This window comes from Bacteroides sp. D55t1_190419_B8, from assembly GCF_015558905.1.
GTDB classification, from domain to species: Bacteria; Bacteroidota; Bacteroidia; order Bacteroidales; family Bacteroidaceae; genus Bacteroides; species Bacteroides vicugnae.
In genome coordinates this window covers 45,280-72,259 of record NZ_JADMOU010000007.1, presented here as the reverse complement: position 1 = coordinate 72,259, position 26,980 = coordinate 45,280, and the positions used below count along the sequence as shown (strand labels likewise).

The window sequence follows — 26,980 nt, the reverse complement described above, 5'->3', positions numbered from 1 at the left end:
AATACGAATGAAAGCATTTAAACTACTTGCATTGACTTCCTGCTTCTTGTTTGCAGCGGGAAATGGAGTTGCGCAACGGGACTATTCAAAAAGTGAAGGATTATTGCAGTACGTCGATCCGTATATCGGATCCGGTTATCATGGACACGTTTTTGTTGGGACGAGTGTTCCGTATGGAATGGTGCAGCTGGGCCCTACTAACATCCATAAAGGTTGGGACTGGTGTTCGGGTTATCATTATTCCGATAGCATCTTAATCGGTTTTTCACATACCCATTTGAGCGGTACGGGCTGTACTGACTTATGTGATATTCTCATCATGCCATTGAATGAAATCCGTACGCCTAGAGGCAATCAGGATGATATACGAGATGGCTATGCTTCCGGATATTCCCATACGAATGAAATTGCCCGTCCCGAATATTACTCTTTGCTTCTCGACCGTTACAATATCAAAGCTGAGCTGACAGCTACAGATCGTGTAGGCTTCCATCGTTATACTTATCCTGAAGGAAAACCGGCTTCCATATTGATCGACTTACGTGAAGGGAACGGCTCGAATGCTTACGACAGTTATATCCGTAAAGTAGATGATTATACAGTAGAGGGGTATCGTTATGTGAGAGGCTGGAGTCCTTCCCGCAAAGTTTATTTTGTGTTGAAAAGTGATAAGAAGATAGAGCAGTTTACTGCCTATGACGATAATACCCCGAAACCTTGGGGGCAACTGAAAGTGGCATCAGTGAAGAGTGTCCTCACTTTTGGTAACGTGAAAGAAGTGAAGATAAAAGTCGCTCTTTCTTCTGTCAGCTGTGACAATGCGGCGATGAATCTGCAAGCCGAACTTACCCACTGGGATTTTGACAAAGTAGTGGATAGGAGTGCCGCCCGATGGAACAAGCAACTGGAGAAGATGACAGTAGAAACCGATGATGAGGCTTCCAGACGTGTGTTCTATACCGCACACTATCATACCATGATTGCTCCTACACTTTTTTGTGATGTGAATGGAGAGTATAGAGGAATGAACGACATGATTTACACGGATCCTAAGAAAGCCAACTATACAACTCTTTCTTTGTGGGATACCTACCGTGCATTGAATCCTCTGATGACTATCACCCAACCTGAAATGGTGGACCATGTAGTCAATTCGATGATTTCCATCTATCGTCAGCAGGATAAACTCCCCATCTGGCCTTTGATGAGCGGCGAAACCAATCAGATGCCGGGCTATAGCTCCGTGCCGGTGATTGCCGATGCGTATCTGAAAGGATTTATCGGTTTCGATGCGGAAGAAGCATGGCAGGCTATGAAAGCTACGGCTACTTACGAGAAACAAAAGGGAGTACCCTATGTGGTAGAAAAAGGATATATTCCTGCCGACAAAATCCATGAGGCGACTTCGATAGCAATGGAATATGCGGTGGACGATTGGGGAATTGCTGCTATGGCATATAAGATGGGAAAGGCCGAAGATGCTGAAACATTCTCGAAACGTGCTCATTATTATAAGAACTATTTTGATTCTTCCATCCATTTTATCCGCCCGAAATTGGAAGACGGCTCTTGGCGTACTCCTTACGATCCGGCACGTTCCATTCATACTGTCGGAGATTTCTGTGAAGGAAACGGATGGCAATATACTTTCTTTGCTCCACAAGATCCGTATGGACTGATTGCCTTGTTTGGCGGTGACAAACCCTTTGCGACGAAGCTTGATAGTTTCTTTACCAACACCGACAGTATGGGCGAAGGAGCATCGAGCGATATAACCGGATTGATCGGACAATATGCGCACGGAAATGAACCGAGCCACCATGTTGCTTACCTTTATGCGTATGCCGGTGAACAATGGAAAACGGCGGAAAAGGTCCGTTTCATCATGAGTGATTTTTATACAGACCAACCGGATGGTATTATCGGCAATGAAGATTGTGGACAAATGTCAGCTTGGTATCTGCTTTCATCTATGGGACTCTATCAGGTGAATCCGTCGGACGGTGTATTTGTTTTCGGTAGCCCCTGTTTTAAGAAAGTAGAAATGAAGGTACGTGGTGGTAATACTTTTACTGTAGAAGCACCAAATAACAGCAAAGAAAATATCTATATCCAGAAAGTGTATTTGAATGGCAAGCCTTATGATAAGAGTTATATCACTTATCAGGATATAATAAATGGCAGCACATTGAAGTTTGTAATGGGGAAAAAGCCGAATAAGAATTTTGGTAAGGCTCCGGCAAACAGACCGGTTGTTTTGAATAATATAAATAGATGAAAGACAGCTTATAAAAGATAAGTCCTTATTGAAAGGAGGGAAAAGTCTCCGGCAATGAAAGAATAAAGTTAGTTCCCGAGTATTAATTCAGTTTTCAATAGGTATTGTAAAGCTTTCCGGTTGTAACATTTAGTTCAGCTTCGGAAAGCTTTATTTTATACACTAAAAACGGCTGAAAAGTAAATCCTTACAGGAACTTACCGTTTTCAGCCGTTTGAGAGGATGTAGTTTTAAGAAATAAGTTAGTCGTGATTACTTTCTTTCTTTTAAAGGAGAATGTAATCCGTGTCTGAATGATTATATAAACTACTTGTGTGCATATACTTAATTATGGCAGCGGATCAGCCTTTGCCGGCCGTTTCGGATCATAAACGGCTACTCCTACTTTGGAGTCGGCACAGCCATAATACAAATACCATTTGTTTTTGAAATAGACCATTCCTTCGATAAATACGGTTCCGTCCACATATTGTCCACTCTTTTCGAAGCTATCCATCGGGCGGAAGAACGGTTCGTCGAGACGGGTGATAAAGCGGGTAGGATCTTTGGCGTCGAAGAGCGCTTGTCCGGCAGCATAAACATTGGCAGTATAACGTTTGTCACCTCTTCCTGAATGGTTCTTACCATTGTAAAGAAGGACGATTCCTTTCGGAGTGTAGATGGCCGGTGGTCCACATTCGGTGAGATGGCTGTCAAAGTAGCCGTCACGGGGAGAAAACAGCTTCTTCAGGGAGCCGTCAATGTTGACAATCGGAGTCCAATGGATTAAATCATCAGAAGTAGCCGCAAATACGTGTTCTTCGCCCCAGTACATAAAGTATTTTCCGTTGATTTTCTTGATAACCTGTTTGCCTTTGACAACCTCCGTCAGGATAGAGCCGGATTTACAGCCCAGATTAAAGAACTTTCCGTTGTATGCCGTGGCAAAAGCAGGCCCATGCTTTGTCCAATCTTTTAGATTGCGGGAGGTCGCTACTGCCAGCCGAGGCACATGGCGGTTCCATTGGGTGTACATCATTACATAAAGTCCGTCATCGGTTACAGCAATCCGTGGATCTTCACAGCCGCCGGGCCATTCCAATTCTTTTTGTGAATCGTCATCCGGATAGAATACAGGAGTCTTTTCCCGTTGGAAATGTGTGCCATCAGTAGAGGTTGCATAACCGAGGCGTGAAGTACGGCGTCCGATGCCGACCCCTGATTTATCCTCTGCACGGTATAACACGACAATCTCTCCATTGTAGATTGTAGCTGCCGGATTGAATGTATCATTCGATTCCCATGCAATGGAGTCTTTTGTGAGCGGACAATAAAATTGGGTGTTTTCGATGGGGGATATTACCGGATTTACGCTCTTCGGACGTTCGAAACCACCGAAAGCCCAATCGGGTAACTGGTTCTCTTTATGATTGGAAGACTGGCCGTTGGCAGCACAAGTCATCACTGTCGTAGCAAGTAAGAATAAAAAAGTTGATTTCATATTGTCTATATTATATGGGTTGTTTATTTTCAGGAGTCATATAACTCTCTACATATAAATTGAAAAATGAATAAAATGCTGTCATCTGTCACCTGATTGGATATAAATTATTGATCCTGAAAATATTACGGTGTGACAGCATGGTGTGATGGCAAGGTGACGGCATGGTGTGCTGTCACTTTGTCGAAAGCTGGGATTTTATTGTTTTTCTGCTATGAGGGTACTTGTTTCTCTATTCGGAGTTGTATTCGCTCATTATCATACTATTACAGGTGAGAGAAGGTTTCATTGCTTGAAACTTTAGTTTCATCAGTAGGAAACTTTAGTTTCATTGGTGAGAAACTTTAGTTTCTGTTGCTTGAAACTATGGTTTCAAAGGCTTGAAACTATGGTTTCAAAGGCTTGAAACTAAAGTTCTTCTGCCTTGAAACTATCTTGGAACCGTAAGTGTCAATGTTAGAAACAGTTATTCCGTAAGCAGGAATACAATAATTCCTGATATGAGCAATCGGCTACTCCATCGCTTGCATACCGGCACTGCCGGAGAGGAGGATGGATAAACCAACTATTTTAGTTATATTCATGGTAATAATAATGGATGAAGTTAATTTATTTCGGCAAAAAACTCAATGAGGCAGGCATTGTCGAGCAACCATTTATACGGTTCCTCCTTATGTCCCGACCAGTCTCTTCCCAATAGTCCGTTCTCATCCCTGTAGTTTTCCCAAGCATGAAGAACGTTGTTCACCATGGCATCTACATAAACCGGATTGTTGTCAATCTTGTACAGAGCTTTCAATCCCCTGAACAGAATCACATTAAACCAAGCCATATCTTTGTGTACTTTGATTACCGGATCTTTCTTGTCGGCTTGCGTACGGAAAAAAGCGTCTGTTCCTGCAGCTGTTTGTCCGGCATCACGCAGATATTGTTCGTCTCCTGTTTCCTCATAGAGCAACACGCCTGCCTGAATCATCTGCCCACTGTTGTAGGCATACTTCTCTTTGGACACTTTTCCTTTCAGGTTGACGTTATCCCAATAAAGATGGTCGTCGGGGTCACAAAGATGTTCCCTGGTCCAGGCATAGGTAGCCTTTGCTTTTTCCAGATACTTGGCATCTTTTGTCAATCGGTATAACTTGACACCGAGCACAGTTGACGGGGCATTCGAACAAGTGTGTTTTGCTTCCTTTTGCTGTTCGCACCAGAAAATACCTCCACCCAGTTCGTCAGTCCAGCCGCTGTAAATGTATTGATACAATGCGATGGCTTTTTCCAGATAAGTTGGGATGTGGGTGAGCTGGTAATAGTCGCAATAATCCAATGCAATCCAGATGTTGTCGTCATAATAACGTCCGTGCTGACCATATTTGGCCGGATATGACTGATAACAGGCTGGTTGGCGGCTGTTATCCCAATACTGTTCCATCCCCGGCAAGATTCTCTTTTCGAGTAATTTCTTGTACTTCTTGTTACCGGTAGCTTTGTACAACGCCACACAACCTGACATCATCCCGGAGTAAGGCCATAGAAAAGAGGCTTTCAGCGTTCCGTTCTGTTGCATTCCTCCAGCCAGATAAGTGATTTTCTGGTCGGGATTGACAGGATAAGTCTCTGTCAGTAATCCGTCCTTCGTCTGATAAAGATTCAATACATTGTGCAGAATCGAGTCGGCAATGGAAAGATAGCGATTGTTTTCCGGTGTCTTTCCCGTTGCGGACGTAAGGAAAAATAACATACAGGCTAGGGTGTATATATTTCTCATAGGAATATCAGGTTGTGTGGTGAAACTTTTCAGGTTATTTTTAACTAATAAAATTATTTCTGCCGACGTTCGTCAAACTCCAACTCTACCTTTACAGGAAAGTGATCGGAAGGAGTGCGGGCTTGATATGCTTTGATGTCGATTTCTTCCGGACAGTCGGTTGCATTTTTTTTGTCTCCGTTTCCTACGATGCTCCGGTAAGTATCTGTCAGTACGCCGTATCTTTTCACATGGAAAGACGGAGATACGAATACATGGTCGATGCGGCTTTCTGTAAAGCTGTTCGGGTCGAAGTCATTGAAGGTTCCGTTGATAGCATAACGGAAATCGCATTTTTCGTAGGAATCGCACAGCACGCCTTTGCTTACAAAAGCATCGTATGACTGATGAGTCTGATCGACATTGAAGTCACCGGTCAGGATAGCCGGAAGATTCTTGCCTTTGCCCAGTTCCTTCATCTTCTCCTGTACAAGGAACGCACTTTCCACACGGGCTTTCTTCCCGATATGGTCCATGTGCAGGTTGAAGAACAGGAATTCGAAACCGGTATCTTTGCATTTGAAGTGTCCCCAACTGCAGATACGCGGTAGCACGGCATCCCAGCCTTTGCTCGGCACATCGGGAGTCTCCGACAGCCAGAAGTCGCCTTTCTCTACAAGATCGAACTTGTCGGTACGATAGAAGATTGCAGAATGTTCACCTTGATCTTTACCGTCGTCACGGCCCACACCGATATAGTCATAACCGGAAAGTGCTTCCTTCATGTCTTTCAGCTGATGAAGGAAACATTCCTGTGTGCCGAAAATATCGAAATCGTGGTATTGCACCATCTTGGCAATGACCGGATAACGTTGTCCCCAACCGTTTCCGCGAAGTGAATCGCTGCCGTTGGCATTTCTTAGGTTATAAGAGGCAACAGTAAAGGTGGTAGGCTGATAGTTACTCTGGCAATTGCAGAATACGATCGCAACAAGGGAAATTAGTAAAAGACTTTTCAGTTTCATGTTTTTATAGTTTGTTTGGTAGATAATTCATTGACCTCCAAAAGTACAATATTTTATTCAAATGAAAGAGAGTAAGGTACATCTTTTTCTGTGATTCCCCGCTGTTTATTGGGTACGGGGCTCATTTGGAATTGGATATTGGCACCTTTTGTCAGCTGGTCATGTGTAAGGAAATTGCGGGTTTGTGATTTCCCGTTCACCTTCATTTCTTTAATGTAGCGGTTGGCAGGCTGGTTGTTATCTGCTTTGATCGTAATGGTCTTTCCGTTTTCCAGATGTAACTTCGCTGATTTGAAGAGCGGAGTTCCTATGATATATTCATCTGTTCCCGGACAAACTGGATAGAAACCGAGTGCGGAGAATACATACCATGCGGAAGTTTGTCCGTTGTCTTCGTCGCCGCAATAGCCGTCGGGACCGGCGGTGTATAGCTTGTTCATAATCTCACGTATCCAGTATTGGGCTTTCCAGGGTTCGCCTGAATAGTTGTAGAGATACACCATATGCTGAATAGGCTGGTTTCCGTGCGCATATTGCCCCATGTTCATCACTTGCATTTCACGCATCTCATGAATCATGCCGCGGCTCTCCATTCCCTGTCTGCCCGGAATGACGAAAACGGAATCCATCATCGTATTGAATTCTTTCTTGCCTCCCATCAGGTTGATAAGTCCTTGCGGATCGTGGAATACGCAGAAGCTCCAGTGCCAGCTGTTTCCTTCACAAAATTCACCGCTCCAGTCTACAGCGTCGAATTTCGGATTGAATACGCCTTTGTCGTTTTTACCTACCATCAGTTTGTGTTCCGGATGATAGACATTTTTATAGTTCAATGCGCGCTTCTTGTAAATATCGGTTTCGCTTTCCGGTTTACCGAGTTTCTTGCCTAATGTATAAATCGCCCAGTCGTTATATGCATATTCCAATGTACGTGCAACGTTTTGTCCTATGCCGATATTGTTGGCGACATATCCCAGTTGGTTGTAAGATTCGTAGCCGAGACGCCCCGAAGCAGTTCCGCTAAGATGTGCATTGGCTCCATGTTTCAATGCTTCCCAAAGAGTTTCGATGTCATACCCGCGCAACCCTTTGATGTAAGCGTCGGCCACTACGGAAGCCGAGTTGTTGCCCACCATGCAATCCCTGTGTCCCGGGCTGGCCCATTCCGGCAGGAAACCGCTTTCTTTGTAAGCATTCACCAGTCCCTCCTGCATCTTCTGATTCATTGACGGATACATCAGGTTGAGGAAAGGAAACAAGCAGCGGAACGTGTCCCAGAATCCGGTGTCGGTAAACATATAGCCGGGACGCACTTCGCCGTTGTAGGGGCTGTAATGCATGACTTGTCCCTTAGCGTCTATTTCGTAGAAACTGCGTGGAAAAAGCATCGAACGGTACAGGCAGGAATAAAATGTACGTAAATGATCAATGTTGTCATCTTCTACCTCTATCTTGCTCATTTCACGGTTCCAGACCTCTCTTCCGTTTGCTACCAGTTGGTCGAAACTGTTTTTGCCAAGCTCTTTGAGATTCAACTCCGCCTGTTCGGGACTGATAAAGGAGGAAGCAACACGTGCGTGTACAATTTCTCCTTTTTGGGTGGCGAACCCGATCACGGCACCTGTGTGGTTTCCTTTCGCTTCTGTTTCATTCGGAAGAATGTTATTTTCGGAAACTGCGGAAAGGAATGTGAACGGTTTGTCGAACTGAATCACAAAATAGTTTTTGAAGTTTTCCGGCACGCCACCGCTATTCTTGGTTGAATAGCCGATAATCTTGTTTTCTTCCGGAATCACTTTCACGTAAGATCCCTTGTCGAAAGCATCTACAATCACGTAGGCATTCTTTGTCTCCGGATATGTGAAACGGAACATGGCGGCACGCTCCGTAGGAGCAAGCTCGGTTGTTACATCGTGGTCGGCAAGATATACCTTATAATAATAAGGCTTGGCGACTTCCGCTTTGTGAGAGAACCAACTGGCACGTCGGTCTTGGTCGAATACCAGTCCGCCGGTGACAGGCATGATGGCAAACTGCCCGTAGTCGTTCATCCAGGGACTGGGCTGATGTGTTTGTTTGAATCCCCGGATTTTGTCGGCATCATACGTGTATGCCCAACCGTCTCCCATTTTACCGGTCTGCGGTGTCCAGAAATTCATTCCCCACGGCAATGCCGTAGCCGGATACGTGTTTCCGGTAGACAGTTCAAACTTGGATTGAGTGCCTACCAGTGTACTGACATAGTCTACCGGATTCTTAACGGCAGAAGATTGCAGGCTGTACAACACGACACCTCCAAGAAATAGCAAGTGTTTAAATGAAAAAGGTGTTTTCATGAACCAATGAATTTATAGATTTGAAAATAATTTCTACGACGAAAATAGGGAGAAAAGGAATGCGCTTCTAGTAATAGGGAGTTTAAATCGTCTCTTGTCACTGAAATTAACTACTCTGGCACGGATATTTACTTATATCTCGGCCAAAAAAAAAGCTCGGAATGTTTTTTTGTTTACCTTTGTCATATAGCAAATCTAAGAATAATACACTATGGGGAAACAGTCGTTTTTTATTCTATTCTTTTTTCTTAATCTGTTGATACATAACGCTTATGCTTATAATTTGAAGCAAGTTGCAGATAAAGAATATATGTCTAATAGTTCGATTACATCTCTGTGCCAGGATGAACGTGGATTAATGTGGATCGGGACCTGCGACGGACTGAATATTTATGATGGACAAGAGATTGAGGAATTTAAGACCCGTGACAAGGAGGATTACTTATCTGGTAATCTGATTGACAATATTGTGTATACGGGTGAAGACATTTACTGGATTCAAACCTACTATGGGTTGAACCGTTTGAACCGGAAAACCAATACAATCACTCACTATAATGAATTTCAGAAACTCTTCTTTATGAATAAGGATAGTCATGGTAATCTGTTCATTATCCAGGATAGTAACTGCATTTATTATTATCATAAAAAAGAAGGCGTCTTCAAGAAAATCAATATCACGGGAATTCCGATTTCCGATATCGTAAACTTCTTTATCGACGGTAATAACCGGATGTGGGTAGTCATGAAAGGATACAACCGTTGTTATGACATACAGCAGGAAGCCACATCGGGAGATATCACCCTGTTACCCCAAAAAACGAATCTGATTTATCAGACCTCCTTGATCTATTGTTTCAATGACGAGCAATCTCTTTATTACATAGACAAGGAATTTAATTTTTATGCTTTCCATATTCCGACCCAGAAGAATGAATTTATTGCCAATCTGGGTAAGGAAATACAGGAACGTGGCAAAATCTCTTCCATCGTTCATTATCATAACAGCTATTTTGTGGGCTTTTTGATGGATGGTATTCTGCTGTTGGAGAAACAGAAGGAAACGAATCATTATCAAATTCAGCCGTTGCCAATCAACAGCGGTGTATTTTGTCTCAAGAAGGACCGTTTTCAGGATGTTGTTTGGATTGGTACAGACGGGCAAGGTGTTTATCTTTATTCGAACCCGCTTTATTCTATCAAATCAATGGTGCTTAGCAATTACACCGAGAAAATAGAACGCCCCGTGCGTGCCATCTATCTTGATGATGAACGTACTTTTTGGGTGGGAACCAAAGGAAACGGAATTCTTAAAATCTATGATTACGAATTCGATAAAAACATCTCTGACTGCCGATCAGAGGTGTTGACTACCTCTAATAGTGCTTTGAGTAGTAATGCCGTTTATTGTTTTGCCAAAAGCCACCGGAATTTGCTTTGGATAGGAGACGAAGAAGGATTAACTTATTATTCATATCGGGAAAAACGTATCAAGAGTATACCAATACGGATCGGCAACGAAGATTTCAAATACATCCATGACATTTACGAAACAGCAGATTCCGAACTGTGGCTGGCGAGTGTCGGCATGGGAGTGGTGAAGGCTCGTATTGCCGGAACACCGGACAATCCGGTGATTGTGGATGCGCAACGTTACATCATTAATGATGGCGAACTGGGATCGAACTATTTCTTTACTATTTATGCGGAGAATGAAACCAACCTGTTGTTTGGTAATAAAGGATATGGGGTGTTCCGCTATAACGAAACGACGAACGGCCTGGAACCGGTGTCTACTCACAAATACGAAAACATGACCCTGAATAATATTCTCGCCATCAGTAAAGACAGCAGCAATAACTATCTTTTTGGAACGAGCTACGGATTGATAAAGTACACTTCGGAAACTTCTTATCAGCTCTTCAATGCCAAGAATGGTTTCCTGAATAATACCATTCATGCAATTCTTAGAAACTCGTCCGACAATTTCTGGTTGAGCACCAATCTCGGATTAATCAATTTCGATACGAAACGGAATGTCTTTCGTTCGTATGGTTTCGGAGATGGTTTAAAGGTGGTAGAGTTTAGTGACGGTGCCGCTTTTCGGGATTCCCGGACTGGTACTCTGTTCTTTGGAGGAATCAATGGAGTCGTAGCTATCCGGGCGGATGGCCGTCCGGAGCAGCTTTATATGCCTCCTGTTTATTTTGATAAGCTGTCTATCTTCGGTGAACAATACAATCTGGGAGAATTTCTCACCCGGAAAAAAGAAGCTGAAGTCTTGAATTTACAGTATGACCAGAATTTCTTTTCTGTTTCATTTGCTTCTGTGGATTATCTGAATGGTAATAACTGCACCTATTTCTATAAACTGAAAGGATTGAGTGACCAATGGGTAAACAATGGCTCGGAAAGTGGAGTCTCTTTTACGAATATGGCTCCTGGTGAATATACCTTACTGGTGAAATATTACAATAGTGTCTTTGATAAAGAGAGTGATGTCTATTCCCTGGTCATTCGTATAGGCGATCCGTGGTATGCTTCCTGGTGGGCTTATTTGATTTATGCCTTCTGTCTGCTTTTACTGGCAGCCTTACTGATACGTTCTTTTATACTGCGCTCCAAACGTAAAAAGCAGGAATTGCTGAACGAGATAGAGAAACGCCATCAAAAGAATGTCTTTGAGTCCAAACTTCGTTTCTTTACTAATATCGCACATGAGTTTTGTACTCCGCTGACTTTGATTTATGGTCCTTGCGGACGAATCCTTTCATCGAAGGGACTTAGTAAATTTGTCGTGGACTACGTACAGATGATTCAGACGAATGCGGAGCGTCTCAACAACCTGATTCATGAGTTGATTGAATTCCGTCGGATTGAAACAGGAAACAGGGAAGTACGGATTGAGTCATTGAATGTGTCTTCTATTGTGAAAGGAATAGCTAAAACGTTTGTCGAAATGGCTAAATCCAGAAACATCACTTTCTTGAGCAAGATACCCGAACAGGTGATGTGGAACTCGGACAAGGGATTTCTGAATACGATTATTATTAATCTGATTTCTAATGCCTTTAAATATACTCCCGACGGACAGAGTATCAAGATTGAAGTGGATACGAGTGGGGAAAACATGCTGACTCTTCGTGTAGCAAATGAAGGAAGTACCATCAAGGAAAAGGATTTCCAGTATATTTTTAACCGGTATGCCATTTTGGATAATTTCGAGAATCAGGATGAAAAGAACTTTTCACGGAACGGACTGGGACTAGCCATCTCTTATAATATGGCAAAGTTACTGAATGGTACGTTGAAAGTGGAAAATACTCCTGATGGATGGGTGATGTTTACATTAACCTTGCCAGTTATGGAGCAGACTACCGGAGTGGCGGAAGCAAAGCGGCTCACGGCGGAATATATCCCCAAGATAGATACTCAACCGATACTGAAACTTCCACAGTATGAGTTTGACAAGATGCGTCCCACGCTTTTGGTGGTTGATGATGAAATCGAGATGTTATGGTTTATTGGAGAAATATTTTCCGGCGATTTTAATGTAATAACCTTGCAAGATCCCGAGCGGCTGGATCAGGTGATGAATGAGGTTTATCCGAATGTGATTATCTGTGATGTCATGATGCCGGGAATGGGTGGCATTGAACTGACTAGGCGGATCAAATCGGTGAAAGAGACGGCGCATATTCCTATTATTGTGGTTTCCGGACGGCACGAGATGGAACAACAGATGGAGGCTCTTTCTGCCGGTGCGGAAATGTATATCACGAAACCGTTTAGTGCGGAGTACCTTCGTATTTCTGTCTGTCAGGTGATGGAACGGAAAGAGGTGTTGAAGAATTATTTCAGTTCGCCGATTAGTTCTTTTGAAAAGTCGGACGGGAAGTTGACGCATAAAGAGTCGAAGAAGTTCCTACAGTCGGTTTTGAAGATTATCAATGATAATATAACGAACAAAGATTTGACTCCGCGTTATATCGCTGATCGGCTGGCAATCAGTCCCCGGAGTCTTTACCGGAAGATGGAAGAGATAGGAGAGGATAGCCCGACCGATCTGATTAAGGAATGTCGTTTGCACATAGCGAAAGATTTATTGCTGACCACTAAAAAGACGATTGATGAAATTGTATTCGATTCGGGATTCTCGAACAAAGTTACTTTCTTTAAGGTGTTCCGTGAAAAGTATGAATGTACGCCAAAAGAGTTTCGGATGAAACATTTGGAAGAGGTTCAGCAGTAGCCTGTGGCGGGAATTTTTAAAGAAAAAGAAGAAGTAAATATCCGTGTTAATGTAGTAAATATCCGTGCCAAAAGGTAAAAAAAAGCAGTTAATTTTCTTTTGGTAGAGTTTAGTGATTTTATCTTTGTCTCATCGAAGTTTTAAGTAGATAAACTTGAAAAGTATTAATTTATTAATCTTTAATCTAATGAAAAGGAAACTTAGTTTTTTATTTCTTTCAGCATTGACTATCCCATTTTTTATGGTATCGTGCAGTGATGATAAAGAAGAACAGGAAGTGAAACCGGCAACAGATCTGGTTGTCGATAATAATTCGGTGACACTGCTACAAGGAGATGAGATTACGGTAAGTATCACTTCCGGTAATGGAGATTATTATGTGAAGCCATTTGATGAAAATGTGGCGACGGCTACAATCAATGGTAATAAGGTGACTATTAAAGCTACCGAAAATAGTCAGTTGGAGGAAAATAACCGTACGGAAACCACTATATTAATAGTAGATGGGCGTAAGAAAGTGGCTAGAGTGCTGGTTCGGGTAGCAAAACTTTGGGATTTGACGGTAGATGCACCGGAAGAAGGGTTTGACCTCTTTATCGGTGAAAAGAGACTGGTGAAGATTTTGACCGGTAACGGAGATTACCAGATTTCCATACCGGAAGATGCTGATAAGTTTCTGGAAGTGGGCGAACTATCGGGACAGGTTATTCCGTTGACTGCCAAGTTCGAGACTGGAGATGATCCGGTAAATGTTACGATAACAGATAAGAAAGGCAAAACGATCATCCTTCCTGTGGTAGTGAACATCGTGGATCTGACACTGAAAAGTAATGAAGCCATTTTTGTCGAACCGGATGCCGAATCTCAATATATATCTATAGAGAAAGGTAATGGTGGCTATAGTTTTACTTATCAGGTAGGAGATGGTGAGCCTACTACGGATGCAACGATTGTGGAGGCCACTGAAAAAGAGAATCTGATTACCTTGAAACCCAAAGCCAGAGGTGATGTGAAAGTGATTGTGACAGACCAAAAAGGTTCCATGGAGGAGATTGCGGTGAAAGTGAATCCGTATAACCTTAAATTGGAAAATGAAGCAACTTCTTTAATTATTGGTGGCTATGAGGCATCTACAGAAATTGCCATCGCCAGAGGAAATGGCGATTATAAGTTGGCACAACTCACAGATGATAATAAAACCTATTTGAAAACCGCTGAATTGATTACGGAAGACGGGGCTACCAAGTTAAAACTAACAGGAAAGAAGCTTGGAACTACTACACTGGAACTGTCTGATGCGGCAGGTCAGAAATTGACTTTACCAGTTTATGTGAATCCGGTATGTTATCGTTTGGAATATGACGTATGCTTTAAAATTGATATTAAGAAGTATGCGGAATCACATTCAGAGGTGAAAAGTATGAATCAGCTTACTCTTGAGGTTGTTTTCTATCCGACTTATACTCGTTCTTTGCAATCGTTTATAGGTTTGGAAAGTGTATTCCTGCTTCGTGCAGAAGCTAAGGATGTGAATCCGCGTTTTGAAATAGCCACTAAAATTAATGGTAAGAGTGACCCCCGTTTCCGTAGTCAGCAGACTATTTATTGTGATGATCCGGAAGGTGGACGTAAGACTCCGGGTAAATGGTATCATATAGCCATTGTATATGATGGAACGAAATCAAGTACAAAAGAGGCTTATAAAATGTATATAAACGGAGTGAGAGAAACGTTGACTCCTGCAGATAACTCTTATGAAGATTGTGCCCCTAATTCATCTCTCAATCTGACAGATGTAGGTGGAAATGATAAGGCGTTGTTGATAGGACGTTCCGGAGATTCATATCGGGTAGGATATTGCAAAGTTTATCAGGCACGGATGTGGAAGAGAGCGTTGGACGAAAGTGAAATTAAAGCGAATATGTGCAAAATCCTTAATGCAGAAGAACACTCTGACTTGATGGGATATTGGGTATTCTCGAAAGGTGTCGGAGGTTCTACAGTTTTTGAAAATTGGGGAAATGGCGGTAGCGGATTGGATGCGCAAGTTTGTTTGCAGAATATAAGCGAAAATAAACCAGCTTGGGGAGCGGAACTTCCTGCAACTTATAATGGAGATAAGAGCCGCTTTGAACCAATTGGATGTCCTCATTCATACTAAAACTAGGAATATAATATGAGAAACAATATGATAACAAAGAAACTAATCAAATTTGCCCTGCTGTTTTTTCTTATCGGACTGACGGCCTGTGACAATAAACTGAATCCGGGCTTTGATCCGGATGATTATGAACCGATTGTTCCGCCTGAACCAGTCAGAACAATGGATGCAATGGCTAGCGGTGAGCGGGTAGTACTTTCGGGTGCTTCGTTAACGGATATTATCTTAAAATGGACGCCTACCGAGAAGCACGGAAATACTGTATATCGTTATGAAGTATTGATTGATACGATCGGGGGCGACTTTACCAAACCGGTAGAAACTTTTTTTTCGGATAATAATGGGCTGGAATCACAGCTGACTTTTACCCATTATCAGGCAAATACAATAGGTAAACTGGCTAAGTTCCGTTGCAATACCAACGGCACACTGCGTTGGAAGGTACGTGCTTATTGCGGATTGGATCAGGCTCTTAGTAGTTTGGAAGGCTATTTCGTAATTTTTATGATGGACGGCATCGATGATATGCCTTCTGAAAACGAGCCGGTTTATATCACTGGAGCAGGTACAGAAGATGATGGCGATGAAGCGGAAGCGCAGCAGATGCTTCGTCAGAATGAGGGAATTTATCAGACATTTACTCAATTGAAAGCTGATCAGCCATTTGTCTTTACATCTACTGTTGAAGGTCGCAAGTGCTATTATTATGTAGATGATAACGGAGTGTTGCGTGAACGTAATGACGGTGAAGATTATACAATTACGGTTCCTCAATCAGGCATCTACCGGATTACTATCAATATGGGTGAGCAGACAATCAGTTATGATGAAATAGGAGAGGTGTATCTTTATAACCATTCAGGCGGGTATAGACAGAACTTCAACTATCTGGGATATGGCAAATGGGGTGTGAAGAATTATACTGCCCGGAAACAAACGGAAAGTTGGGCAGGAAGCGGTGAAACCCGTCATAGCTTTAAGATGGAGATCAACGGAACAACCTACCGTTGGGGACATAAGGAGAAAGATAAAGGGCAACCGAATCTGACTACCGACAACAGCTATTATAATTTATATCAACTGGCATTGGGCACAGATCCATGGGATTACAGTTTCCGTTTTTGCGACGAGTTACTGCAATGGGGCGAAAAGCAGGGAAATGTCTATTATGCTACGGTGAAAACCGATGTGACCCTCTATTTCAATGCAGAGTTTGGAACGTATACCCACCGTTGGGTAGCTTCGGAAACGAATGAAGATTAAAACTGAATAATAATATGAAGAACTATATAGTATCATTATCAAAAAGAGCTTTGCTGTTAAGCGGTGCACTGGCAATATTTACAGCTTGTGACGACGGCGATTTGGGAGATATCTACAAGGGCAATTCGTCTGGCGAATATGTGTCGGATGTGAACTGGACAGATGCAGCCGACAAAAGTACGGGAACTTATATCAAATATTTTTATGAGAATGCCAGCGGACGGGATACCTTTTGCGGAAGCATTTACTGGGAAAAACCGAATACACCGGAAACCGGAGAACCGGCAAGCACAGGCGGTAGCGGTGGATGGTCGCAGGGACATGCATTGGATATCGTGATCGATGCTTATATCCGTCATGCAAACAATCCCGAATATCAGGCTCATTTGTATGAAAATATCATGAAACCTTTCCTGCCGGCTTTTGATGACTGGAATGAACATTGCGGTTATGGTGGCAAAGACTTCTGGAATAACTTCTATGATGATATGGAATGGATGGCACTGTCTTGTCTGCGGGTTTATGAGTTGACTGGCGATCAGGATTATTACAGTGCGTTGATGAAGATGTGGAACCATATTAAGGGAGCGAAGAATGACTATAAAGGGGTAGGAGGAATGGCATGGAAAACGGATGCGCCGGCTTCACGTATGTCTTGTTCTAATGGTCCCGGTTGCCTTCTGGCTATGAAATTGTATCAGCTTACCGTTAAAGAGGCTAAAGACGGCTGGGAAGAGCAGGCTGCTTATTACCTGAACTTCGCCAAAGAGGTATATAACTGGATGACGGCTTATCTGTGTGATATTTCCACCGGACAGGTATATGATAATCTTAGTATTAAAGATGACGGTACACCGGGAGATCCTGATAAAGTAGCCTTGTCTTATAATCAAGGAACATTTATGGCGGCTGCTCTGGAGTTGTACAACGCTACCGGTGAGGATGAATATCTTCGTAATGCAGTTGCTTTCGGCTCTTACCAGGTGAATAAGAAAATGGATTCCAACTATCCGGTATTCAGTGGTGAAGGAAATTCGGGAGATAATCTTTTATTCCGTGGAATATTTGTCCGTTACTTTTTGGATATGGTGAAACAGCCGACTAGCAGCCTTTATCCGGAAAAGACCAAGAATAAGTTTATTGCTGCATTGCGCAGCTGTTCTGATGTGCTTTGGACGTTGGCTCATCCCGAAGGCTATTATGTGTGGGAGTACGACTGGGCAAAAGCACCGGTCTTCGGTAATCGCGACAACAGGGAAGATCGTCTGACAATCTCCTTGAATGCGGAAGTCCCGGGAGCAACAATGATTGAAATCCGTGCCCGTTATGAAGACTGGGTGCAAGGTAAAGCAACGGAAAAGGCCAACTGGGTCGGACCGGATTTCGGTAAGAAAGCAGAGGAATAAGATTGATTTATTACACATAGAAAATCGAAAAGAAAGATGATACATATAAAAAGAAATATTTGTCTGGTGGCTGTTTCTTGCACTCTTCTTGCAGGTATACCTTTGCAGGGTGTGGCGCAAACGGGAAGAACGGCAAAGGTGCAGGCCACACAAAGCAATAAGATAACAGTGTCAGGTACGGTATTGGACAAGACGACAAATGACCCGTTGATCGGTGTGTCTGTTGTCGTGAAAGGAGTGGCCAATGCAGGTACGATTACGGATATGGATGGTAAGTTTACATTGAAACTGCCTTATGCAGAAGCTCCGTTGGTGTTTTCCTATCTGGGTTACCAGCCGCAGGAAATTGTTCCCGGTGCAAAGAAGGAACTGACTGTCTTACTACAGGAAGATACGAAAGCCCTGCAGGAAGTGGTTGTGGTAGGTTATACCAAACAACGTAAAGAAACCATGATCGGTTCTGTTGCTACCATTACGACAAAAGATTTGACGCAGAGTCCTACGGCTAATATCAACAATGCACTTGCCGGACGTCTGCCTGGTTTGATTGTAAACCAGTATGCGGGTGGTGAACCGGGTGTTGACCAAAGTGAATTGTTTATCCGTGGTAAGGCAACTTACGGTAATCAAAGTGCTATTGTCATTGTCGATGGAATCGAACGTGACATGAGTTACCTCGCACCAGATGAAATTGAAACATTCACTATTCTGAAAGATGCTTCCGCTACTGCCGCTTATGGTATCCGTGGTGCAAATGGTGTAATCGTTATTACCACCAAACGTGGTAAGGCAGCGGAAAAGGCAACCGTGAACCTGAAAGCCTCTATCGGTATTAACCAGCCGATCGGTTTCCCCGAATATTTAGGTTCTGCCGATTATGCAACCTTATATAATGAGGCCAGATTGAACGATGCCAAGATGACGGGTGCAGACATCAGCAGTTTGAACCTCTTCTCTCAACAGGCGATTGATAACTTCCGCCGCGCCAAAGGAGATAACTCCGATGGCTTGGGATATGACTGGGATTATTATGATTTTGCCTTTAAACCGGGCTTGCAGGAAGATGTAAGCCTCTCCATCCGTGGAGGTACGGACAAGGTACGTTATTATGTATTGGCTAATTACTTCTCACAAGGAGGTAACTACAAATATGCGAATGCTGGTGAATATGACTCACAGACCAAATTCACCCGTTACAACTTTCGTTCAAACATTGATATTAACATTAATCGTTATTTGAGTACCCGTCTGGACTTGGGAGCCCGTATTACTGACCGTAATGCACCGGGTACAACGGCTAGTCGCCTGATGACCATCTGTGCAACTCAACCTCCCTATCTGCCCATTTTGGTGGAAGAAAACTCGCATCCGCAGAATGAGGAATATATTCAGCAGAACCCTCGTGGAATGCTTTATGGTGACAACATCTATCGCTACAATCTTTTGGGTGAATTGAGCCGTACGGGTTATTTGAATGAGAAGAATACTTATCTGAACGGTAGTTTTGCGATGAATCTGGATATGGGATTTCTGACGAAAGGATTAAAGGCGGAACTGATGTTTTCTTATGATGCTTCCGAAGGACGATGGATTAACCGCAAACTGGATACTTACAAGGATGGATATCGTGAATATCCGAAGTATGCAACGTTTATGCCGATTGAAGGTTCAGATGCTTATATGACTGGCGGCCATTATACCGGTGCTTATAAAACAGGTAACAAGTATGATATTGACCAGACTATCGGTAACGGATTCAGTCATAATGCTTCTGATGGACGTACTTATATACAAGCACGTTTGGATTACAACCGTTTGTTTAGCGATCGTCACGAAGTGACAGCCATGTTATTGGCAAACCGTGGTAATCGTACCGTTAACAATGAGCTGGCTTATCATAGCCAAGGTATCACCGGGCGCTTTGCTTATTATTATAATCAGAAGTATCTGATGGAATTCAATTTCGGTTACAATGGTTCCGAGAATTTCGCTCCGGGCAAACGTTACGGATTCTTCCCCGCGGGTTCAATCGGTTGGGTAGTCTCAGAAGAAGAATTTATGAAAAAAGCTTCCTGGGTTGATTTCCTGAAAGTAAGAGCTTCTTATGGTTTGGTAGGTAGTGACAATGTCAGCAGCCGTTTCCCTTATCTGGCTTTCTATGGTGGTGGTAGCGGTTATGATTTCGGTAATAACTTTGGTACAAATGTAGGCGGTAATTCCGAAGGTAATCTGGCTAATGCAAGTTTGACTTGGGAGAAAGCTCGTAAACTGAATGTCGGTATTGATTTTACTACCCTGAATCAAAGGTTGGCATTGACGGTAGATGCATTTTATGAATATCGTTTTGACATTATTACGGATATGAACGGTGACGGTATCATGGGATATCCGGACATTGTAGGTAAGGATGCGGCTTTACAGAATCTGGGTGAAGTAAGCAACCGCGGTGTGGATATCGAATTGAGCTGGAACGATAAGATTGGAAAGGATTTCCGTTACTATATCCGTCCGAACCTGACTTTCTCCCGCAACCGTCTGGAATATAAAGCGGAAGTTGCCCGTAAGAATTCCTGGCGTAAAGAGACCGGTAAACGTTTATACGAAAACTTCGTCTATGTGTTCGATCATTTTGTAGCCGATCAGGAAGAAGCTGACCGCCTGAACAAAATCGGTTATCAGCCGTGGGGACAATTAATTCCGGGAGATGTTGTTTATAAGGATTTGGATCGTAACGGAGTGATTGATGATGAAGACCGTACGGCAATGGGAAATCCGCGTAGTCCGGAACTGATGTTCGGTATTCCTTTCGGTTTCCAGTATAAGAACTTTGATTTTAGTGTATTATTGCAAGGTGCGACAAAATCATCTATTCTGTTGAATGGGGCTGCTGTATTTGACTTCCCGCAATTTGAACAGGATAAGATCGGACGTGTGAAGAAAATGCATCTGGACCGTTGGACACCAGAAACGGCTGCTACTGCCAAATATCCGGCATTACATTATGGAACACATGATAACAACAAGAATGGAAACAGCAGTTTGTTTTTGTATGATGCTTCATACCTGCGTCTTAAGAATGTGGAAATTGGTTACAATGTATCGCCCAAATTATTACGTAAATTCCATGTGCAACAGGCACGTATCTATGTGCAAGGTCTGAATCTGTTGACTTTTGATAAACTGGGTGATGTGGATATCGATCCGGAAACGAAATCCGGAGACGGAGCTTCCTGGTATCCTATTCAAAAGGTATTCAATTTTGGTATTGATATTACATTCTAAATAAGATAGAAATATGAAAAAGTTAGATAGATTTTTAGCAATTGCTTTATTGGTCCTGCCTTTGGTCTTTACTTCCTGTAGCGATTACCTGGACCGGGACGATGATGATAATATTACGGAAGCGGACGTTTTTGCCCGTTACGAAAAAGTGAACGGACTAGTCTCCGACGTATATGCGGCTGCAAAGAAAGCAGACCGTCCGTTGGTATTCTTCGAACACTTCAGCAACAGTGCCATTACGGACGAATGTGAAGGAACCAACGTAGAGGGAAACATAACGAATAACTTCAATAACGGCGCTTGGAACCCGAACTCTTTGCCCGGTAGTTTTGGACAATATTGGGAGGCTCTTTATGAAGGAATCCGTAAAGCGAATCTGATTATAGAAAATGTACAAAAATATAACACTCCTGATAATCCTCAACAGGATGGTGATCTTCGTAACCGTATCGGTGAAATGTATTTCATGCGTGGTTATTTCCACATGTTGTTAATGCGTATGTATGGCGAAGCTCCTTATATTGATCGTGTGATTAATGCCGGAGATAATATGGACTTCAAGAAAGAGTCTGTTCATTCGATGGCCGAGAAGATTGTGACGGATGCGCAAACAGCTTATGGCATGGTTCCCAATAAATATGTGAAAACTTCTGAGAATTTCGGTCGTGTGGATAAGGGAGCCTGTCTGGGATTGATTTCTTTTGTTCGCTGGGTAGCAGCTACTCCGTTGTGGAATGGTGCTTCTCAATATGGATATAACCTGCGTCGTGTGTTCGAAGATGAGTATGCTTACGATGCTACTCGTTGGAGAAAAGCAAAAGAAGCGGCCAAAGCCGTTTTGGATTTCGAAGTCGGTGGCACCAAGCGTTATTCTCTCTATACGAAACATGACGCAAATGATTTCAAGGATCCGGCTGACGGTAATCTGAATGACAGCCGTGTATATGCTCGTTTGTGGGATATGTTTTATGATATGGATGCCTTTGCCAATGAGTATGTGTTCTTTATGACGAAGAGCAAGGATCAGGCATGGCAGGGAGATATTTATCCGCCCAGCCGTGAGGGAAGTTCGCGCCAGCAACCGGTGCAGGAACAAGTGGATGAATATGAATATATCGTAGGTGATTATGGTTATCCGGTGTATTCGGCAGAAGCCCGTAAAGGTGGCTATGACGATGCTAATCCGTATGTGAAAGGTACTCGTGACCCGCGTTTCTATCGCGACGTAATTTATCACGGAGCTCCTTACCGTAATAACAAGAACGAGTCGAAAACGATCAATACCGCGAGTGGTTCCGATAAGATTGGTGCTACCAATGCAACTACTACTGGTTATTATTTACGTAAATTCCAACAGGAGTCATGGAACAAATCCGGTAATTTCAGTATCAATGCGCCCGCCATCTGGCGTCTTCCGGAGTTTATATATATTTATGCGGAGGCTTGTAATGAATTGGGAGAGGATATTGATGAAGCTTATAAATTGGTGAATATGGTTCGTGAACGTTCTTTTATGAAACCGATGCCGCCGGAAGTAAAAACGAATCAGCAGTTGATGCGTGAATACATTCAGCGCGAACGTCGCGTGGAACTCTTTTATGAGGGAAAACGTCCGTGGACTTGCCGTTTGTATTTGGAGCCGACAAGTAAGGAAGAACTGGCAAAGGAAAGCCTTTGGAAATCTAGTGGAAGCGACAACTCAAAACGTACACAGAAATACTGGGCTGCCAATAACGGTGCATTGCCTCGTTGCCAGCGAATGATTAACGGAATGCGTCCGGTACAGGATGAGAATGGAGCGATTACGGTTGACGGTGTAAAATATAGAATGGAGCGTTTCTGCGTGGAAGAACGTACTTTCTCTATTCAGCATTATCTGTTCCCGATTCGCCAGAGTGAGTTGCAGAAGACACCGACCATTGAACAAAATCCCGGATGGTAAACCGGTAGGAATGTATAACTTTAAAAAGAAAATCAGATGAAACGAATCTATACATATATGTGTCTGTTGCTTTTGTCGGTATTATCGTTTGCCGTTATAGGTTGTGATGACGATGATGATGACGATGTGGCTAAAGACTTGATAGAGTTGATTGTGAATAAACCGGTGATACGTATCGGGCAGAATGAGGAAGCCAAAGTGAATGTAGTGGTTGGAAACGGAAACTATACCGTGAGAAGTTTCAACACTGCCATTGCAACGGCTACTGTTTCCGGTGAATTGATAACTGTAAAAAGTGGCTCACAGAATGGAGCCACTACCATCGAAGTAATGGATGGAGAAGGAGTAGCTGCCAATATCTCTGTGAATGTAGGTGTATTTGAACTGGAAGTGAATGAGCCGGAGGTGATCTTGGAAGTTTCCGGTGAAAAGCAGTTGATTGTCAGCATGGGGAATTTTTCCAGCAATGATGAATTATCTTATGAGGTGGAGGACGAAACGGTTGTCAGCATGGTCAATACAGACCAGTTCCGTCCTTTCTATACTTTGACAGGCTTGAAGAACGGACATACAACAGTGACTTTTACAGACCATAAAGGAAAACAGGCAGTGGTTCAGGTGACGGTAAATCCGATTTCTATTGATGTCTCCAATCTGACACCGAGAGTGGGAGTCAACAATAAGATCATGATTACGGTAGAAAAAGGAAACGGAGGTTATAGTCTGACAGCAGAGAATGAAGAGATTGTAGCTATTCAGCAGGTGGATGACACTCGTTTCAATTTAATAGGTAAAAAAGCGGGTATCACTACCGTGTTTGTCAGAGACGAAGCGGAGCAGGAATTAAGTCTGACTGTAACGGTGGTACAGGCAGATAAAGTAGCGAACCTGGGTAGCGGTAATTACTTTAAAGTACCGTTTGAATATAATGGTACGGCAGATGAATCGCTAAAGAATTTGAGTACGATCACGTTTGAAGCCCGTTTCAACATTGAGTCGTTGAATGGAGATGACAATGGAAATGCCCGGATTAATACAGTGATGGGTATAGAGAAGAAATTCCTGCTGCGTGTCGATGTGCATAAAGGAGGAAGCAATAATGAGGAACGTTTCCTTCAGCTTGCTGCAGATGATAAAGGCAGTATCCGCTATGAAGGTTCTACCAAGATAGAAACTAATAAATGGTATGATGTGGCTGTGGTATTGGATAATAGTAAGAGCGGAAGTGAACGGATTGCATTGTATGTAAATGGTGCCAAAGAAACGCTTCAATTATCAAACGGTACGCCGGATGATTTGAAAGAGATCAATCTTACTTCTGATTTCTACATCGGACAGTCTGATGGTAAACGCCGGTTGAACGGAGCTATCAGTTATGCCCGTATTTGGACAAAAGCCTTATCGGAACAACAAATTTCCGAGCAGAGCGGCAAGTTGTTGAGTGAGGATAAGGATGGAATGGTAGCTAATTGGTTGTTCAATAATGGAAATGGCAATACTAAGACATTTGTGTCTTTGGTAGGAAAGAGTTTTGAAGCAGAGGCGGCAAATATTGTTTCAAGTTGGAAAGCTGATCCGATATTGGAATAAAAATAAAAAAAAGCCATCCCCGGAATAGACGAAAGTAGGGATGGCTTTTTTTGTAGTGTGCTTACTATTGTTCAGCAGACTATGTCCTGCTTGTTGTTGGCAAGGTTATTCCTTGACAGGCACAGCCGGTTTGTCTTTAGATGCAGTGTCTGTGACAACTGTATCATTGACATTAGCGGCTAATGCAACCAGTGATGCCGTTGCAGGCTCGTCTTTTTTAGTTACAGTATCTTTTACTACTGTATCATTGACAACTGTCGCATTGACTTCTGTCGGGGCTGTCACAGCTTCTGCAGAACTCTGAGCCTTTACAAGGAATGAACCACCACAAACAAACATAAACATTGCTACTACTAATACTAATTTTTTCATAATCGTTTGCTTTAAAGATTATTAGACATATGTTTTCAATTCTCTACTTTTGTGTTAAGGAATTGGTTATTACTTTTTCGCTAACGTTTTATTAAAGATCAAAGCGCGTGCCAAAAAAAATAGCGATATGCTAAGTGGTTGATAAATAAAGGTGTATGTGCTTTCGAAAGGCGTAGGACTGTGTAGAACCGTATGTGGAATGTGTGGAAATAGTGGCGGGGAGTGTGGAATTATTCCACACTCCCTGCCACACTCCTTTTGTTTGGGCAATCTATTTTATTTCGTCCGGCCAGGGACAAGGATTGCCGGTAGCTTTGGAAGTAGGTCGTTGTGCATCTACTTTTCTTAGATAGTCTCCTAACTCTTTGGAAAGTTTTTTCACGATATCCGGATGTTGTGCACTAAGGTCGTTGCTTTCACCTATGTCATCAGGGATATTGAACAACTCTTTCTTGCCTGTTCCATAGTAATAAATCAATTTCCAGTCGCCGTTACGAACGGCACAATTGAAGTTGATTCCGGGACCGTCATTTCCCCAGTTGTTAGGCATATTCCAGAAAAGGCTCCGGCCTTTGGAGGGATTGCCTGTCTGTTTCAACAGAGGTATGAAGCTGATTCCATCTATTGGCTGGACTGTTTTGTATTTTTTGATTCCTGCCATTTCGAGGATAGTGGGGTAGAAGTCCTCTATCAGCAGGTAATTGTCGCATTTGCTTTCTGGAGCCACTACACCCGGCCAGCTGACAATCATCGGTTCGCGAATACCACCTTCATAGGTAGAGCCTTTGCCACTGTTCAAAGGGTAATTCTGTGTATTCAATTTGCCGTCACGCCATTGGGGTTCGGAGGCAAGTCCTCCGTTATCACTCATAAAAATGATAATCGTGTTATCAGCTTCTCCATTCTTTTCCAGCCAGTTCATTAAGTCGCCAAGACTCTTGTCCATGCCTTCAATGAGCGTTGCATAGGCAGCTTCGTGGTCAGTCATCCCTTTCTTCTTGTATTTGTCATAGAAACGTTTATCTTTGTTCAGCGGGATATGGATGGCGTATTGAGCCATATACAGGTAGAAAGGCTGGTTGTATTTCTTTGCCTTATCCAATGCTTTAATAGCTTCCAAAGTCAGCGCTTCGGTTACAAAAGTTTCTGTACCCCAATATTTTTCAAGCCCGGGAACAGCCATCAATGAAACCGGTTTCCCTTCTTTGGTATGTCCGTAATTTTCTTCTCCAAGATAACTGGCAAGCCCTCCGGCGGCATGTCCGGCGATATTGACTTCAAATCCCCAATGATGTGGATCTTCTCCCGGCGTGTCTATGGCACCGAAGTGGGCTTTTCCGCAATGGATGGTATGATAACCGCTGTCTTTTAGGAGTTGTACGAAAGAGGTTCCGACAAAGGTGTTATTAGTGCCGGCTACTTGACTTACTCCGTTATAGTTCCAATCCGGAACATCCAGTAATTTGTCTTCGCGATCCGTCTTTGTATTCTTTTGTAGTGTCCAATTGGTTACCCGGTGGCGGGCTGCATTCGTTCCGGTGATAAGACTGCACCGGGAAGGAGAACTGATGCTGCTGGCATATGCTTGGGTAAACATCATTCCTTGCCGGGCGAGGCGTTCCATATTAGGTGTTTCATACAGTTCGTTGTAACGTGTCTTTTGCGTCCAGAATGGGAGGGAAGTGTCTTGCCATCCCATATCATCCACCATAAAGAGGATGATATTCGGACGTTTGTCTGTGCATTCACTTCGGAGACTGCCGTTGTTCTGTGCCTGCAAATAAGTTGCGGCCAGCGGCAAAAGTGTGAGAGGAAATAGAGCTTTCTTGTTCATGGGGGGAGTTTTTGG

General features: G+C 43.0%; 14 protein-coding genes. 8 read left to right on the top strand and 6 right to left on the bottom strand.

Translation table 11 applies throughout. The features are described 5' to 3' along the window. Positions 1 to 7 precede the first annotated feature (7 nt). Entirely contained in the window at positions 8 to 2,278 is a 2,271-nt protein-coding gene (locus tag I2I13_RS08725) for a GH92 family glycosyl hydrolase (RefSeq protein ID WP_195649267.1), read from the top strand. A 328-nt stretch (positions 2,279 to 2,606) separates the two neighbouring features. Here I2I13_RS08725 and I2I13_RS08720 read toward each other — a convergent pair whose 3' ends face one another. From I2I13_RS08720 to I2I13_RS08705, 4 genes are all read right to left on the bottom strand, one after another. Beyond that, positions 2,607 to 3,767: a glycoside hydrolase family 130 protein gene (locus I2I13_RS08720; RefSeq protein ID WP_195649315.1), complete on the bottom strand. Its 1,161-nt coding sequence runs from the start codon at positions 3,765 to 3,767 to the stop codon at positions 2,607 to 2,609. 595 nt (positions 3,768 to 4,362) lie between these two features. Further along, the gene (locus tag I2I13_RS08715; protein WP_229128602.1) at positions 4,363 to 5,496 is read right to left on the bottom strand and encodes a glycoside hydrolase family 76 protein; all 1,134 of its coding nucleotides are present in this window, start codon (positions 5,494 to 5,496) and stop codon (positions 4,363 to 4,365) included. 80 nt (positions 5,497 to 5,576) lie between these two features. Next, a complete protein-coding gene (locus I2I13_RS08710; RefSeq protein ID WP_195649266.1) occupies positions 5,577 to 6,527 on the bottom strand; it encodes an endonuclease/exonuclease/phosphatase family protein in 951 nt (316 codons plus the stop codon). A 53-nt stretch (positions 6,528 to 6,580) separates the two neighbouring features. Next, on the bottom strand, positions 6,581 to 8,863 hold the full coding sequence (locus I2I13_RS08705) for a GH92 family glycosyl hydrolase (protein ID WP_195649265.1): 2,283 nt from the start codon (positions 8,861 to 8,863) through the stop codon (positions 6,581 to 6,583). A 211-nt stretch (positions 8,864 to 9,074) separates the two neighbouring features. Between I2I13_RS08705 and I2I13_RS08700 the strand changes: the two genes are divergently transcribed. From I2I13_RS08700 to I2I13_RS08670, 7 genes are all read left to right on the top strand, one after another. After that, entirely contained in the window at positions 9,075 to 13,115 is a 4,041-nt protein-coding gene (locus I2I13_RS08700) for a response regulator (RefSeq protein ID WP_195649264.1), read from the top strand. Positions 13,116 to 13,302: 187 nt separating this feature from the next. Then, on the top strand, positions 13,303 to 15,276 hold the full coding sequence (locus I2I13_RS08695) for a LamG domain-containing protein (protein WP_195649263.1): 1,974 nt from the start codon (positions 13,303 to 13,305) through the stop codon (positions 15,274 to 15,276). A 15-nt stretch (positions 15,277 to 15,291) separates the two neighbouring features. Then, positions 15,292 to 16,539, top strand: coding sequence for a SusE domain-containing protein (locus I2I13_RS08690; protein WP_195649262.1), 1,248 nt, complete (start codon positions 15,292 to 15,294; stop codon positions 16,537 to 16,539). A 14-nt stretch (positions 16,540 to 16,553) separates the two neighbouring features. Further along, on the top strand, positions 16,554 to 17,945 hold the full coding sequence (locus tag I2I13_RS08685; protein ID WP_195649261.1) for a glycoside hydrolase family 76 protein: 1,392 nt from the start codon (positions 16,554 to 16,556) through the stop codon (positions 17,943 to 17,945). Between the two features lie 36 nt (positions 17,946 to 17,981). Then, positions 17,982 to 21,227, top strand: a complete 3,246-nt coding sequence (locus I2I13_RS08680) for a TonB-dependent receptor (protein WP_195649260.1) — start codon at positions 17,982 to 17,984, stop codon at positions 21,225 to 21,227. Between the two features lie 13 nt (positions 21,228 to 21,240). Beyond that, positions 21,241 to 23,169 (top strand): RagB/SusD family nutrient uptake outer membrane protein, encoded by a 1,929-nt coding sequence (locus I2I13_RS08675; RefSeq protein ID WP_195649259.1) that lies wholly within the window; start codon positions 21,241 to 21,243, stop codon positions 23,167 to 23,169. A gap of 36 nt (positions 23,170 to 23,205) precedes the next feature. Continuing rightward, complete coding sequence (locus I2I13_RS08670) at positions 23,206 to 24,759, top strand: LamG domain-containing protein (protein WP_195649258.1); 1,554 nt, start codon at positions 23,206 to 23,208, stop codon at positions 24,757 to 24,759. 105 nt (positions 24,760 to 24,864) lie between these two features. Here the strand turns inward: I2I13_RS08670 and I2I13_RS08665 are convergent, their stop codons facing one another. Then, positions 24,865 to 25,131, bottom strand: coding sequence for a hypothetical protein (locus tag I2I13_RS08665; protein WP_167511699.1), 267 nt, complete (start codon positions 25,129 to 25,131; stop codon positions 24,865 to 24,867). Between the two features lie 271 nt (positions 25,132 to 25,402). Then, a complete protein-coding gene (locus tag I2I13_RS08660) occupies positions 25,403 to 26,965 on the bottom strand; it encodes a sulfatase (protein ID WP_195649257.1) in 1,563 nt (520 codons plus the stop codon). Positions 26,966 to 26,980 lie beyond the last annotated feature (15 nt).